This is a genomic window from Xenorhabdus szentirmaii DSM 16338 (assembly GCF_002632585.1).
Classification (GTDB): Bacteria; Pseudomonadota; Gammaproteobacteria; order Enterobacterales; family Enterobacteriaceae; genus Xenorhabdus; species Xenorhabdus szentirmaii.
This window is the reverse complement of record NZ_NIBV01000001.1, coordinates 1679164-1693877: the sequence shown is the minus strand read 5'-3', so window position 1 is coordinate 1693877 and position 14714 is coordinate 1679164. Positions and strand designations below refer to the sequence as shown.

General features: G+C 45.8%; 9 protein-coding genes, 2 tRNA genes and 3 rRNA genes. 5 read left to right on the top strand and 9 right to left on the bottom strand.

Translation table 11 applies throughout. From position 1 onward, the window contains the following. Window positions 1-42 precede the first annotated feature (42 nt). The 9 genes from aceA to gmhB all read right to left on the bottom strand — a co-directional run bounded on the left by aceA (window position 43) and on the right by gmhB (window position 10608). Window positions 43-1350: an isocitrate lyase gene (aceA, locus tag Xsze_RS07755; protein WP_038235635.1), complete on the bottom strand. Its 1308-nt coding sequence runs from the start codon at window positions 1348-1350 to the stop codon at window positions 43-45. A gap of 57 nt (window positions 1351-1407) precedes the next feature. Then, window positions 1408-3003: a malate synthase A gene (aceB, locus tag Xsze_RS07750; RefSeq protein WP_408909176.1), complete on the bottom strand. Its 1596-nt coding sequence runs from the start codon at window positions 3001-3003 to the stop codon at window positions 1408-1410. A gap of 305 nt (window positions 3004-3308) precedes the next feature. Further along, the gene (metA, locus tag Xsze_RS07745; protein WP_038235638.1) at window positions 3309-4238 is read right to left on the bottom strand and encodes a homoserine O-acetyltransferase MetA; all 930 of its coding nucleotides are present in this window, start codon (window positions 4236-4238) and stop codon (window positions 3309-3311) included. 270 nt (window positions 4239-4508) lie between these two features. After that, window positions 4509-4624 (bottom strand): 5S ribosomal RNA (gene rrf / locus Xsze_RS07740). A gap of 89 nt (window positions 4625-4713) precedes the next feature. Then, window positions 4714-7623 (bottom strand): 23S ribosomal RNA (locus Xsze_RS07735). Window positions 7624-7801: 178 nt separating this feature from the next. Further along, window positions 7802-7877 (bottom strand) — tRNA-Ala (locus tag Xsze_RS07730). Between the two features lie 106 nt (window positions 7878-7983). Continuing rightward, window positions 7984-8060, bottom strand: a tRNA-Ile gene (locus Xsze_RS07725). A 73-nt stretch (window positions 8061-8133) separates the two neighbouring features. Then, window positions 8134-9676: ribosomal RNA gene (locus Xsze_RS07720) — 16S ribosomal RNA — on the bottom strand. The 16S, 23S and 5S rRNA genes sit together here with 2 tRNA genes alongside, the layout of an rRNA operon. A gap of 365 nt (window positions 9677-10041) precedes the next feature. Further along, window positions 10042-10608, bottom strand: coding sequence for a D-glycero-beta-D-manno-heptose 1,7-bisphosphate 7-phosphatase (gene gmhB, locus Xsze_RS07710; RefSeq protein ID WP_038236289.1), 567 nt, complete (start codon window positions 10606-10608; stop codon window positions 10042-10044). A gap of 179 nt (window positions 10609-10787) precedes the next feature. Between gmhB and metN the strand changes: the two genes are divergently transcribed. From metN to tsaA, 5 genes are all read left to right on the top strand, one after another. After that, entirely contained in the window at window positions 10788-11819 is a 1032-nt protein-coding gene (gene metN, locus Xsze_RS07705) for a methionine ABC transporter ATP-binding protein MetN (protein WP_038236291.1), read from the top strand. Further along, window positions 11812-12465, top strand: a complete 654-nt coding sequence (locus Xsze_RS07700; protein ID WP_038236293.1) for a methionine ABC transporter permease MetI — start codon at window positions 11812-11814, stop codon at window positions 12463-12465. The genes metN and Xsze_RS07700 overlap by 8 nt, the downstream gene beginning before the upstream one ends. Before the next feature lie 127 nt (window positions 12466-12592). Continuing rightward, entirely contained in the window at window positions 12593-13408 is an 816-nt protein-coding gene (locus Xsze_RS07695; protein ID WP_038236295.1) for a MetQ/NlpA family lipoprotein, read from the top strand. 157 nt (window positions 13409-13565) lie between these two features. Next, the gene (gene rcsF, locus Xsze_RS07690) at window positions 13566-13916 is read left to right on the top strand and encodes an Rcs stress response system protein RcsF (protein WP_038236298.1); all 351 of its coding nucleotides are present in this window, start codon (window positions 13566-13568) and stop codon (window positions 13914-13916) included. 33 nt (window positions 13917-13949) lie between these two features. Continuing rightward, complete coding sequence (gene tsaA / locus Xsze_RS07685) at window positions 13950-14657, top strand: tRNA (N6-threonylcarbamoyladenosine(37)-N6)-methyltransferase TrmO (protein ID WP_038236301.1); 708 nt, start codon at window positions 13950-13952, stop codon at window positions 14655-14657. Window positions 14658-14714 lie beyond the last annotated feature (57 nt).

Genomic DNA, 14714 nt, shown 5'->3' with positions numbered 1-14714 from the left:
TCCTGATGGAATCCCCCGACGATATCAATGGATGTCATTCAATTAGAATTGCTGCTCTTCTGTTGACCCCGCCAAAGCAGTAATAGAAGATGTTTCTCCCTGAATAACGGTGGTGACTTTATCAAAATATCCCGTGCCAACTTCCTGTTGGTGTGAAGAGAAAGTATAACCACGTTTGAGAGCAACAAATTCTTGTTCCTGAACCTTCTCAACGTAATGTTTCATCCCTTCACCACGGGCGTAATCGTAAGCTAAGTCAAACATGTTAAACCACATGCTATGAATGCCGGCTAATGTGATGAACTGGAATTTATATCCCATATCCGATAATTGTTCTTGGAAGCTGGCAATCGTCTTATCATCCAGATTCTTTTTCCAGTTGAAAGATGGAGAACAGTTATAAGCCAGTAATTTTCCAGGATATTTGGCATGGATAGCCTCGGCAAAACGGCGCGCAGCTTCAAGATCCGGTGTTGAAGTTTCACACCAAACTACATCAGCATAAGGCGCATAAGCCAGACCACGACTGATCGCTTGATCAATACCTGCGCGTGTACAATAAAAACCTTCACAGGTCCGCTTGCCGGTAATGAATTCACTGTCATAGGGATCAAAATCCGATGTCAGCAAATCAGCTGCATCTGCGTCAGTCCGTGCGATTAACAAAGTGGGAACACCTGATACATCTGCCGCTAAACGCGCTGCGACCAGTTTTTGAATGGCTTCTTGGGTCGGAACTAAGACTTTACCTCCCATGTGACCACATTTTTTCACTGCAGCCAATTGATCTTCAAAATGCACCGCAGCTGCACCTGCCTCAATCATCGCCTTCATCAGTTCAAATGCATTCAGTACACCACCAAACCCCGCTTCTGCATCCGCCACAATCGGCAGAAAATAATCAATATATTCCTGACTGTCTGAATCAATACCATTTGACCATTGGATCTGATCAGCTCGACGGAAGCTGTTATTGATGCGTTTGATGACATTCGGCACAGAATCAACCGGATATAACGATTGATCAGGGTACATGCTGGAAGCGGTATTCGCATCCGCTGCAACTTGCCAGCCCGAAAGATAAACCGCCTCAATACCGGCCTTAGCCTGCTGAAGGGCCTGACCTCCAGTCAGCGCACCAAGCGCATTGACATAACCCTTTTTCGATTTGCCGTGCAACAATTCCCACAACTTCTTCGCCCCCATTTGTGCCAGAGTGTGTTCCGGATTAATCGAACCACGTAATTTAATAACATCTTCAGCAGAATATGGACGGGTAATGTCTTTCCAACGAGGTTGTTTCCATTCTTGTTCTAACTGAGCGATCTGTTGTGTACGGGAAATGGTCATAATGTTCTACTTCCTATCTTTAGTTAATCGGATTTTGTCGTCATTGTTGTGTTTTTATTAATCGAGCAATTGATAACCAGGCAAGGTCAAGAAATCAATCAAGTCATCCTGAGTGGTAATCCTTTCCATCAAAGAAGAGGCCTCTATAAATCGCCCTTGGCTAAAGCGGGATTCCCCCACTTCTTGTTTAATAACGCCTAGCTCTTCTTTCAACATTTCCCTGAACAGTGCTTTGGTTACTTTTTTACCATTGGAAAGTGATTTTTCGTGGTAGATCCATTGCCAAATTGATGTGCGGGAAATTTCTGCTGTTGCTGCATCTTCCATTAAACCGTAAATCGGAACGCATCCATTTCCAGAAATCCAAGCTTCTATATACTGGACAGCCACCCGGATATTCGCGCGCATTCCTTCTTCAGTTCGTTCTCCGGAACAAGGGGCAAGTAATTGTGCCGCGGTGATCTCTTCATCTTCTTCACGCAAAACAGACAATTGGTTCTGGCGCTCTCCCAATTTCGTGTCGAAGATCTTCATAGCGACATCAGCAAGCCCGGGATGTGCAACCCATGTGCCATCATGACCATTATTCGCTTCCAACTCTTTGTCTGACCTTACCTTATCCAATACAAGTTGGTTTTGTTGCGGATCTTTACTTGGTATAAATGCTGACATACCGCCCATCGCAAATGCACCACGCTTATGGCAGGTTTTAATCAGCAAACGAGAGTAAGCGCTCAGGAAAGGTTGTGTCATCGTGACGGATTGGCGATCAGGTAAAACACGATCAGGATGGTTCTTTAATGTCTTGATGTAACTGAAAATATAATCCCAACGGCCACAATTCAAGCCAACGATATGGTGGCGCAAGTAATAAAGAATTTCATCCATTTGAAATACAGCAGGCAATGTCTCAATCAAAACTGTGGCTTTAATTGTTCCTTTCGGTAAATTGAAATAGGATTCCGAAAAACTGAAAACATCACTCCACCACTGTGCTTCATGGTAGCTTTGTATTTTAGGCAGATAAAAATAAGGGCCACTGCCTTTTGCCAACAATTTCTTATGGTTCAAATGGAAGTAAAGTGCAAAATCAAATAACCCGCCTGAAATGGGTTTGTTTTTGTAGAGAACATGTTTTTCTGACAGATGTAACCCTCTGACACGAGCAATCAACACCGCAGGGTCTGATTTTAATTCATAGCGTTTACCATGTTCATTTATATAAGAAATCGAGCCATCGACAGCATCGCGTAAGTTAATCTGTCCTGTAATAACTTTATCCCATGCAGGTGCTAATGAATCTTCAAAGTCAGCCATAAACACTTTTACATTGGCATTCAAGGCATTTATGACCATTTTCCGCTCGACAGGCCCCGTAATCTCAACCCGCCGATCTTTGAGATCATCAGGTATTTCCTGAACTTTCCACTCACCCTCTCTAATGGAAGAGGTTTCCAAAATAAAATCAGGTAATACCCCTTCATCTATTTTTTTCTGCCAATCAACACGTTCTTCCAACAATTTTTCGCGTCTGTCAGAAAATTCTGTAACCAAACTCTCTAAAAAATGAATAGATTCAGGTGATAAAACCTGATTCTCTTCATCGTCAAAAGGTTTAGTGAAGGTCAACTGAGTTGTTAATATCTGTTGCATAATCCCCTTCTCTATCATTTTAATGATCTACTGAGCTAAGATTAATCAATCTTAAAAATAAATCAAAAACGATTTCCATTATTTTTTAATTTAAGAATTAGATTAATAAAATCAAATGATTAAGATTAATAAAATAAATAAAAATAGAAGAAATTAATTCCGAAAATTATGCGAGAAGATTGTTAACTTTTTGTTATTTATGAGAAATAACTAAGAAATGTCGAATAGCCCTAAGAAATAGAGAATTTTAAAAATGAGAAATGGCTCGCTTCAGCCTATCCTCATTTTTCTGTTTCAGGCTGAATTCAGTCTAAAGAAGGGTTCATAAAAGTCAGATCATATGGCGTAATCTGGTAAACATAATAATTCAACCAGTTTGAAAATAGTAAGTGCCCGTGACTACGCCAAGCAGCAATAGGTTTATTTTCCGGATCATTATTTGGAAAATAATTAACAGGTAACGCTGGCTCTAATCCTGCGATTTGATCACGCCAGTATTCAGCAGCCAGTGTTCCCACATCATATTCAGGATGGCCTGTCACAAATACCAATCTTTTATCTTTGCTGGCGAATAAATAAGCACCAACCTCTTCTGAAGAAGCTAAAATATCTAAATCAGTATTATTGCGGATAACTGATTCAGGAAAATCAGCAAAACGGGAATGAGGTGCTAAAAAAGTTTCATCAAATCCACGTGTTAGTAAGGCCAGTGGATCTAAAGTTGAATGAGGGTAAACGCCAGATAATTTAGACGTTCGGGTATATTTGGGCAGGTTATAAAGAATATTTAAGGCAGCCTGAACTGCCCAACAGACAAAAAGTGTCGAAGTAACATGGCTTTTTGCCCAAGTAACAATTTTTTCAACTTTATCCCAGTAGGTTACATCCTCAAATTCAACCAATCCCAAAGGAGCACCCGTCACAATCAAACCATCGAAATTTTGATCTTTAATTGAGTCAAAATCACAATAAAAAGTATCTAAATGTTCGGCTGGGGTATTTTTACATTGCCGACTATCAATCCGCAGCAATTGTATATCAATCTGTAACGGGGAGTTTGATAACAACCGAATAAATTGGTTTTCGGTTTCAATCTTTTTTGGCATCAAGTTAAGTAACAATACCTTTAATGGGCGAATATTCTGAATATTTGCCCGTGTAGAGGTCATAACAAAAATGTTTTCATTACGGAGAAAATTTACCGCGGGTAATTCATCTGGTACACAAATCGGCATTGTTCGAAACCTCAACTATACTAAATTTCTCATTTAGACTTCTAGATAGCTAAATTTAATCAAAAAGTGATTGAGATGTCGAGTTATTGTACTCAAATTGAAATTATTTCATTTTATTCTATGAAATAAAAAAGGGTAATAAATACGCTCAGAAGAGCATAGAAATCAGTATGACAATAAATACTATTTTGAAAAATCCTGAGCTAAATATGCTTATGCCAAAACGCAAAAAAGCCATCCGGCGAAGGATGGCTTTTCTGGCTAATTGATGTCTGGCAGTGTCCTACTCTCACATGGGGAGACCCCACACTACCATCGGCGCTACGGCGTTTCACTGCTGAGTTCGGCATGGGGTCAGGTGGGACCACCGCGCTATTGCCGCCAGACAAATCCTGTTTTCAATCCCGAACAAGCTGTTTTCTCTCATCTGAAACCCGTCTCTTCTTTATACTCCGCAAAACACCTTCGGTGTTGTCAGGTTAAGCCGCACGGTTCATTAGTACTGGTTAGCTCAACGTCTCGCAACGCTTACACACCCAGCCTATCCACGTCCTCGTCTCGAACGTTCCTTTAGGACTCTCAAGGAGTCAGGGAAGACTCATCTCAAGGCAAGTTTCCCGCTTAGATGCTTTCAGCGGTTATCTCTTCCGCACGTAGCTACCGGGCAATGCCATTGGCATGACAACCCGAACACCAGTGGTGCGTCCACTCCGGTCCTCTCGTACTAGGAGCAGCCCCTTTCAATCTTCCAACGCCCACGGCAGATAGGGACCGAACTGTCTCACGACGTTCTAAACCCAGCTCGCGTACCACTTTAAACGGCGAACAGCCGTACCCTTGGGACCTACTTCAGCCCCAGGATGTGATGAGCCGACATCGAGGTGCCAAACACCGCCGTCGATATGAACTCTTGGGCGGTATCAGCCTGTTATCCCCGGAGTACCTTTTATCCGTTGAGCGATGGCCCTTCCATTCAGAACCACCGGATCACTAAGACCTACTTTCGTACCTGCTCGAGCCGTCACTCTCGCAGTCAAGCTAGCTTATGCCTTTGCACTAACCTCACGATGTCCGACCGTGATTAGCTAACCTTCGTGCTCCTCCGTTACGCTTTGGGAGGAGACCGCCCCAGTCAAACTACCCACCAGACACTGTCCGCGACCCGGATAACGGGCCGACGTTAGAACATCAAACATTCAAGGGTGGTATTTCAAGGATGGCTCCATGCAGACTGGCGTCCGCACTTCCGGGCCTCCCACCTATCCTACACATCAAGGCTCAAGGTTCAGTGTCAAGCTATAGTAAAGGTTCACGGGGTCTTTCCGTCTTGCCGCGGGTACACTGCATCTTCACAGCGAGTTCAATTTCACTGAGTCTCGGGTGGAGACAGCCTGGCCATCATTACGCCATTCGTGCAGGTCGGAACTTACCCGACAAGGAATTTCGCTACCTTAGGACCGTTATAGTTACGGCCGCCGTTTACTGGGGCTTCGATCAAGAGCGTCGCGTTGCCGCTAACCCCATCAATTAACCTTCCAGCACCGGGCAGGCGTCACACCGTATACGTCCACTTTCGTGTTTGCACAGTGCTGTGTTTTTATTAAACAGTTGCAGCCAGCTGGTATCTGCGACTGGCCTCGGCTCCGGGAGCAAGTCCCTTCACCTGACGCCAGCGTGCCTTCTCCCGAAGTTACGGCACCATTTTGCCTAGTTCCTTCACCCGAGTTCTCTCAAGCGCCTGAGTATTCTCTACCTGACCACCTGTGTCGGTTTGGGGTACGATTCAATGTTACCTGGAGCTTAGAGGCTTTTCCTGGAAGCAGGGCATCAACCACTTCAGCACCGTAGTGCCTCGTCATCACGCCTCAGTGTTATTGGCCGTCCGGATTTACCAAGACGCCCCACCTACACGCTTAAACCGGGACAAACCGTCGCCCGGCTGGCCTAGCCTTCTCCGTCCCCCCTTCGCAGTAACACCGAGTACAGGAATATTAACCTGTTTCCCATCGACTACGCCTTTCGGCCTCGCCTTAGGGGTCGACTCACCCTGCCCCGATTAACGTTGGACAGGAACCCTTGGTCTTCCGGCGAGCGGGTTTTTCACCCGCTTTATCGTTACTTATGTCAGCATTCGCACTTCTGATACCTCCAGCGGCCCTCACAGGCCACCTTCAACGGCTTACAGAACGCTCCCCTACCCAACAACACAAACGTGTCGCTGCCGCAGCTTCGGTGCATGGTTTAGCCCCGTTACATCTTCCGCGCAGGCCGACTCGACCAGTGAGCTATTACGCTTTCTTTAAATGATGGCTGCTTCTAAGCCAACATCCTGGCTGTCTGAGCCTTCCCACTTCGTTTCCCACTTAACCATGACTTGGGGACCTTAGCTGGCGGTCTGGGTTGTTTCCCTCTTCACGACGGACGTTAGCACCCGCCGTGTGTCTCCCGTGATAACATTCTTCGGTATTCGCAGTTTGCATCGGGTTGGTAAGTCGGGATGACCCCCTAGCCGAAACAGTGCTCTACCCCCGAAGATGAATTCACGAGGCGCTACCTAAATAGCTTTCGGGGAGAACCAGCTATCTCCCGGTTTGATTGGCCTTTCACCCCCAGCCACAAGTCATCCGCTAATTTTTCAACATTAGTCGGTTCGGTCCTCCAGTTAGTGTTACCCAACCTTCAACCTGCCCATGGCTAGATCACCGGGTTTCGGGTCTATACCCTGCAACTTAACGCCCAGTTAAGACTCGGTTTCCCTGCGGCTCCCCTATGCGGTTAACCTTGCTACAGAATATAAGTCGCTGACCCATTATACAAAAGGTACGCAGTCACACCCACAAGGGGTGCTCCCACTGCTTGTACGTACACGGTTTCAGGTTCTCTTTCACTCCCCTCGCCGGGGTTCTTTTCGCCTTTCCCTCACGGTACTGGTTCACTATCGGTCAGTCAGGAGTATTTAGCCTTGGAGGATGGTCCCCCCATGTTCAGACAGGATACCACGTGTCCCGCCCTACTCATCGAACTCCCGGCCTGTGCATCTTCGTGTACGGGGCTATCACCCTTTACTGCACGCCTTTCCAGGCGTTTCCACTGACACACAAGCCGTTGCTGGTTCTGGGCTCCTCCCCGTTCGCTCGCCGCTACTGGGGGAATCTCGGTTGATTTCTTTTCCTCGGGGTACTGAGATGTTTCAGTTCCCCCGGTTCGCCTCGCTTGACTATGAATTCATCAAACGATAGTGCAACGGATTGCACTGGGTTTCCCCATTCGGACATCGCCGGCTATAGCGGTTCATATCACCTTACCGGCGCTTTTCGCAGATTAGCACGTCCTTCATCGCCTCTGACTGCCTAGGCATCCACCGTGTACGCTTAGTCGCTTAACCTCACAACCCGAAGGTGTCTTCAGGTTGGAGTCTATTGAGAGACTCATCAGTCTTACCGTCGCTGACGATAAGCTGATTGTTTCAAATTTTCAGCTTGTTCCAGATTGTTAAAGAGCAAATATGTCACAACACACTCATGTCAATGTGTTCTGAGATACGTTATTGCAGACGAAGAGTATGGTGGAGCTAAGCGGGATCGAACCGCTGACCTCCTGCGTGCAAGGCAGGCGCTCTCCCAGCTGAGCTATAGCCCCATAAATTCCGTATCGTGATGCACAGCAATCTTATTTAGACCAGGCATAAACGGGCGACGCTTATTGAAATAAGCGAGTCTGTTTATAACGCCGGATAAATGAGATTTGGTAGGCCTGAGTGGACTTGAACCACCGACCTCACCCTTATCAGGGGTGCGCTCTAACCACCTGAGCTACAAGCCTATGCCGATACCGTCTCTTCATTCTTTCATCAGACAATCTGTGTGGGCACTGCACAAAATCCACTATCTTTAGGTAAGGAGGTGATCCAACCGCAGGTTCCCCTACGGTTACCTTGTTACGACTTCACCCCAGTCATGAATCACAAAGTGGTAAGCGCCCTCCCGAAGGTTAAGCTACCTACTTCTTTTGCAACCCACTCCCATGGTGTGACGGGCGGTGTGTACAAGGCCCGGGAACGTATTCACCGTAGCATTCTGATCTACGATTACTAGCGATTCCGACTTCATGGAGTCGAGTTGCAGACTCCAATCCGGACTACGACAGACTTTATGAGTTCCGCTTGCTCTCGCGAGGTCGCTTCTCTTTGTATCTGCCATTGTAGCACGTGTGTAGCCCTACTCGTAAGGGCCATGATGACTTGACGTCATCCCCACCTTCCTCCGGTTTATCACCGGCAGTCTCCCTTGAGTTCCCACCATCACGTGCTGGCAACAAAGGATAAGGGTTGCGCTCGTTGCGGGACTTAACCCAACATTTCACAACACGAGCTGACGACAGCCATGCAGCACCTGTCTCACGGTTCCCGAAGGCACTTCAGCATCTCTGCCAAATTCCGTGGATGTCAAGAGTAGGTAAGGTTCTTCGCGTTGCATCGAATTAAACCACATGCTCCACCGCTTGTGCGGGCCCCCGTCAATTCATTTGAGTTTTAATCTTGCGACCGTACTCCCCAGGCGGTCGATTTAACGCGTTAGCTCCGGAAGCCACGCCTCAGGGGCACAACCTCCAAATCGACATCGTTTACAGCGTGGACTACCAGGGTATCTAATCCTGTTTGCTCCCCACGCTTTCGCACCTGAGCGTCAGTCTTCGTCCAGGGGGCCGCCTTCGCCACCGGTATTCCTCCACATCTCTACGCATTTCACCGCTACACGTGGAATTCTACCCCCCTCTACGAGACTCTAGCCAACCAGTCTTAGATGCCGTTCCCGGGTTAAGCCCGGGGATTTCACATCTAACTTAATTGACCGCCTGCGTGCGCTTTACGCCCAGTAATTCCGATTAACGCTTGCACCCTCCGTATTACCGCGGCTGCTGGCACGGAGTTAGCCGGTGCTTCTTCTGCGGGTAACGTCAATCGTAAGCCGTATTCAGACCTACGCCTTCCTCCCCGCTGAAAGTACTTTACAACCCGAAGGCCTTCTTCATACACGCGGCATGGCTGCATCAGGCTTGCGCCCATTGTGCAATATTCCCCACTGCTGCCTCCCGTAGGAGTCTGGGCCGTGTCTCAGTCCCAGTGTGGCTGGTCATCCTCTCAGACCAGCTAGGGATCGTCGCCTAGGTGGGCCGTTACCCCGCCTACTAGCTAATCCCATCTGGGTTCATCCGATGGCGTGAGGCCCGAAGGTCCCCCACTTTGCTCCCAAGAGGTCATGCGGTATTAGCCACCGTTTCCAGTGGTTATCCCCCTCCATCGGGCAGATCCCCAGACATTACTCACCCGTCCGCCGCTCGCCGGCAAAGAAGCACGCTTCTTCCCGCTGCCGCTCGACTTGCATGTGTTAGGCCTGCCGCCAGCGTTCAATCTGAGCCATGATCAAACTCTTCAATTAAAAGTGTTTGATGCTCAAAGAATTATACTGTTAGTTCGTAATGAATTAACTGTTGTTCACTCTTCAAGACTTTAATCTTTTCGCCTTTCGGCGTTTGATAGTGTCCTGCGAGTGCCCACACAGATTGTCTGATTCAGTTGTTAAAGAGCGGGGCAACCGGGAAGGCTCTTCCGGGTTGCGAGGCTGCGTATCTTACGCTTTCCTCTTTCAGTGTCAAGCCTTATTTTCAGAGGCTTTTCACTTTGTCACCCCGACATGTTTGTGTGTTTGTCGTGACAACGGATGCGCATTATAGGGAGCATTCAGATTTACGCAAGCCTTTTTGTGATTTTTTTATTTGAATGCTCACATATTAAACGAAAAGGCTATTTTTGCCTATTTTTTATCACATTTGGCAGCTCTGCCAGGCTATTAATCACCAAATCCGCAGCATGTTCTGCTTCTTCTGTTACCGGTTTTCCTGTACGAACAAGGATCTTATTGCCAACATTCGCTGCATTCGCTGCCAACATGTCTTCCAGTTTGTCTCCCACCATATAAGAAGCAGACATATCAATATGTAGCTCTTTCTGTGCATCAAGCAACATACCCGATTGTGGTTTGCGACAATCACACATCTTCTTATATGCTTCATCTATTGCTTCTGGGTGATGAGGGCAAAAGTAGATGCCATCGAGATCAACTCCCCTATCTGCCAGTGACCAATCCATCCATTCTGTTAACTGCATAAATTGATCTTCTGTAAAAATTTTACGAGCAATACCCGACTGATTTGTTACCAAGACCAATGCATAACCCATTTTTTTCAATTCAAGCATGGCTTCAATCGCACCCTCTATAAATTGAAAATTATCTATTTCATGTACATAGCCATGATCGATGTTAATCGTGCCGTCACGATCCAAAAATACGGCGGGAATACCTTGAGTCACCTAATTGCTCCAAAAATGTACCGAATAAACAGTATCGCATGATTTATCTCTGAATGAGAATGCAGCATTTAATTTATTCACAGTTGACTTGGACGTCTAGACGCCTTAACATCCACTTCAATTCATGACTTGTTGAATGTTCTCAAGTCATTCATCTCTTTATATCTAATAAGAAGAACATGATAAGACTGACTCAGATAAATAAAGTATTTCAACAAGGATCGCGCTCTATCAAAGCGCTTTCAGATATTAATTTGCATGTCCCCCAGGGGCAAATATATGGTGTCATTGGTTCGTCTGGTGCAGGAAAAAGTACTCTTATTCGCTGTGTGAATATCCTTGAGCGCCCGACTTCAGGTCAGGTTCTGGTTGACGGGCAAGATCTCACATCTCTTTCTGAACGTGAACTGACTCGCGCACGCCGTCATATTGGCATGATTTTTCAACATTTTAATTTACTGTCCTCCAGAACGGTTTTTGGCAATGTCGCATTACCTTTAGAGCTGAATAACACACCAAAAGCTGAGATAAAAACTAAGGTCAATGAATTGCTGGAGTTGGTTGGCCTGGCGGATAAACATGATGCCTATCCTGCCAACTTATCTGGTGGTCAAAAGCAACGTGTTGCCATTGCCCGTGCATTGGCAAATGATCCTAAAGTGCTTCTGTGTGACGAAGCCACCAGCGCTCTGGACCCTGCAACAACACGTTCTATTCTGGAGTTGCTGAAAGACATCAACCGTCGCCTGGGCTTAACCATTCTTCTTATTACTCATGAAATGGATGTCGTTAAACGTATTTGTGACCAGGTTGCAGTAATCAGTGGTGGTCAATTGATCGAACAAGATGTTGTCAGTGAAATATTCTCGCATCCTAAAACACCGATTGCTCAAGAATTCATTAAATCTACACTGCATTTGGATATTCCGGAAGATTATGCGCAGAAATTACAGCCGGAATGCGCACCTGACCGTTGCCCATTGCTGAAACTGGAATTTACAGGTAAATCTGTTGATGCCCCTTTAATTTCCATGGCTGTTCGCCGTTTTAATATTGATATCAGTATCCTGAGTTCTCAAATGGATTACGCCGGAGGCGTGAAATTTGGGGTCATGCTGGCTGAGTTAGATGGTGAAAATGACAATATCAAAGCAACAATCGCGTTTTTAGAAGATCATCATGTGAAAGTAGAGGTTCTCGGTTATGTCTGAAGGAATGATTTTATTATTGACTAAAGGAGTCTGGGAAACCCTCGTAATGACTTTCGTTTCTGGTTTCTTTGGTTTTGTTATTGGATTGCCGGTGGGTGTCCTTTTATATGTCACGCGCCCGGGGCAAATAATAGAAAATGGAACGCTTTATCGCATTCTTTCTGCGTTGGTAAATATTACCCGCTCAATTCCGTTCATTATTTTACTGGTATGGATGATTCCATTTACTCGATTGATTGTCGGCACTTCCATCGGGTTACAGGCAGCCATTGTTCCGCTTACTGTCGGTGCAGCACCTTTTATTGCCCGCATGGTAGAGAACGCATTATTGGAAATCCCGTCTGGCTTGATCGAAGCAGCACGGGCCATGGGAGCAACACCATTCCAAATTGTCAAAAAGATTTTATTACCGGAAGCATTACCTAGTTTGATCAATGCCGCCACAATTACCTTAATCACGTTAGTTGGATATTCCGCGATGGGTGGTGCCGTTGGTGCAGGTGGTCTGGGTCAGATTGGCTATCAATACGGGTATATCGGATATGATGCAACTGTGATGAATACGGTATTAGCATTACTTGTTATTTTAGTCTTTCTGATCCAATTAGGCGGTGATCACTTAGTCAAAGCCGTCAATCGCAAATAAGATTATTTTAATAAAGGTGGCGGAAACGTCACCGAATACAAGGCTTAGACCTAAAAGCCTCATTATGTAGTACGCAGTAACTTGATAAGACAGGTTATAAACCAGTATTCAATAGGGGTAAAAAAATATGTCAGTGAAATTAAAATCCATTGCAGTCATCGGCGCATTAATAGGTGCATTGGCGCTTACAGGCTGTGGTCAAGAACAAAAAGACCCAAATCACATTAAAGTCGGCGTTATTGCAGGGCCTGAATTAAAAGTTGCTGAAGTTGCCAAACAAGTCGCGAAAGATAAATACGGCCTTGATGTTGAGCTGACCGCATTCAATGACTATGTCCTGCCGAATGAATCACTGAGCAAGGGAGATATTGACGTGAATGTCTTCCAACATAAACCTTATTTAGATCAGCAAATGAAAGAACGTAACTACAAACTGGCAATTGTGGGTAACTCTTTCATCTTCCCGTTGGCGGCTTACTCTAAAAAGATCAAATCACTGGATGAATTGAAAGATGGCTCTCAAATTGCCATCCCAAATGATCCAACCAATCTGGCCCGTGCACTACTGTTGTTGCAAAAACAAGGCCTCATCACGCTAAAAGAGGGTGTCGGCCCATTGCCAACCATTCTGGATATCACCAGCAACCCTAAGCATGTGGAAATCATACAGTTGGAAGCACCACAGTTGCCACGTTCACTGGATGATCAGAAAATTGCTTTCGCGATTATCAACAATACTTATGCTGGCCAAATTGGCTTAACGCCAGAACACGATGGGATCTTTGTTGAAGATAGTGATTCCCCTTACGTGAATATCATCGTGAGCCGCGAAGACAATAAAGATGCTGAAAATGTGAAAAAATTTGTTGAAGCATACCAATCGCCAGAAGTAGAACAAGAAGCCCTGAAAGTCTTCAAGGGTGGCGCAATAAAAGGCTGGTAATCTTTCATATTCAGTCAATCAAGATTAGAATCATTGGGCGGATATCAAAATATCCGCCCATTTTTATTGGGGATGCTTTATAGGAAAAAATAATCCTCCGCTGGAATAGCCCCTTACCTCCCACTCACCGCTTTACCTAATATAAGGATTCGGCTTGATGCGTATGTTATCTCTTTGTGTCATGGTGCTCTTTATGGCCGGGTGTCAATCAGCGCCAGATCAAATTGATCAGGCCCATGTTTCCTCTTATGTCCGGCTATATACTCAGGCGGATGAACTTTTAAACTCATCATTTAAAGAGTTAGGCATTGTAGCCGGGGAATCTTGTCGCAATACGCCACAAGATCCCCCAGCCAGCATGACTGCGGCTCGACAGAGAATGCTGACAAAGGCATCATCTTTGAACGCTAATGCGGTCTTACTGCATCAATGTGCCATTGTATCTGGTCAGGGATGCTACCAAGCTGCCATCTGCGAAGGCACAGCATTGTTGACGACAAATAAATAATGATGACTGAAATGTGATAACTAAAAAACGGCTATGGCAGATTTTCATTTTACGCAAATAGGCACCATCCATTCTCCTTATAAAGAGAAATTTGCCATTCCCCGTCAACCGGGTTTGGTGGAAGATGGCATCGGGCAGTTAGAACTCCTTGCTCCCTATAATCAGGTTGATGCTGTACGCGGGCTGGAGCAATTCAGCCATTTATGGATTATTTTCATTTTTCACAAAACCATGGATGGGGGCTGGAATCCATTGGTACGCCCACCTCGTTTGGGAGGCAATGCAAAAATGGGCGTTTTTGCTACCCGTTCAACTTTCCGCCCCAATCCAATCGGCATGTCGCTCGTGGAACTGAAAGGCATTCAATGCAAAAATAATCGCGTCATTTTGGAACTTGGCAGTTTAGATTTACTGCATGGAACACCGGTGATTGATATCAAACCGTATCTGCCTTTCGCCGAAGCCCATCCAGAAGCGAAAGCCGGTTTCGCCCAATCAGCACCAGATAACAATATGGCCGTCAACTTTTCACCTGAGGCGGAAAACCAGCTGTTATCTTATCTGGGCAGTTACCCCCATCTAAAGCGCTTCATCAGCCAGATACTGGCTCAGGACCCCCGTCCGGCTTATCGTAAAAAAGAACAAGAAAACAGAATATATGCAGCCCATATTTTAGATTTCAACGTTCGTTGGCTGGTTTGTGGGTCCCTGACTGAAGTCGTTTCTATCGAACTCCGCTAAAACCCCTTTTGACATCGCAAGCTCACTGGTAAACTAGCGGTTTATTTTTTTCTGGGT

Excerpts from the sequence above, each read along its gene's own strand:
- metN (WP_038236291.1), top strand. The coding sequence starts at position 10,788 with ATGATAAGACTGACTCAGATAAATAAAGTATTTCAACAAGGATCGCGC.
- Xsze_RS07695 (WP_038236295.1), top strand. The coding sequence starts at position 12,593 with ATGTCAGTGAAATTAAAATCCATTGCAGTCATCGGCGCATTAATAGGT.
- metA (WP_038235638.1), bottom strand. The coding sequence starts at position 4,238 with ATGCCGATTTGTGTACCAGATGAATTACCCGCGGTAAATTTTCTCCGT.
- Xsze_RS07700 (WP_038236293.1), top strand. The coding sequence starts at position 11,812 with ATGTCTGAAGGAATGATTTTATTATTGACTAAAGGAGTCTGGGAAACC.
- tsaA (WP_038236301.1), top strand. The coding sequence starts at position 13,950 with ATGGCAGATTTTCATTTTACGCAAATAGGCACCATCCATTCTCCTTAT.
- aceB (WP_408909176.1), bottom strand. The coding sequence starts at position 3,003 with ATGCAACAGATATTAACAACTCAGTTGACCTTCACTAAACCTTTTGAC.
- rcsF (WP_038236298.1), top strand. The coding sequence starts at position 13,566 with ATGCGTATGTTATCTCTTTGTGTCATGGTGCTCTTTATGGCCGGGTGT.
- aceA (WP_038235635.1), bottom strand. The coding sequence starts at position 1,350 with ATGACCATTTCCCGTACACAACAGATCGCTCAGTTAGAACAAGAATGG.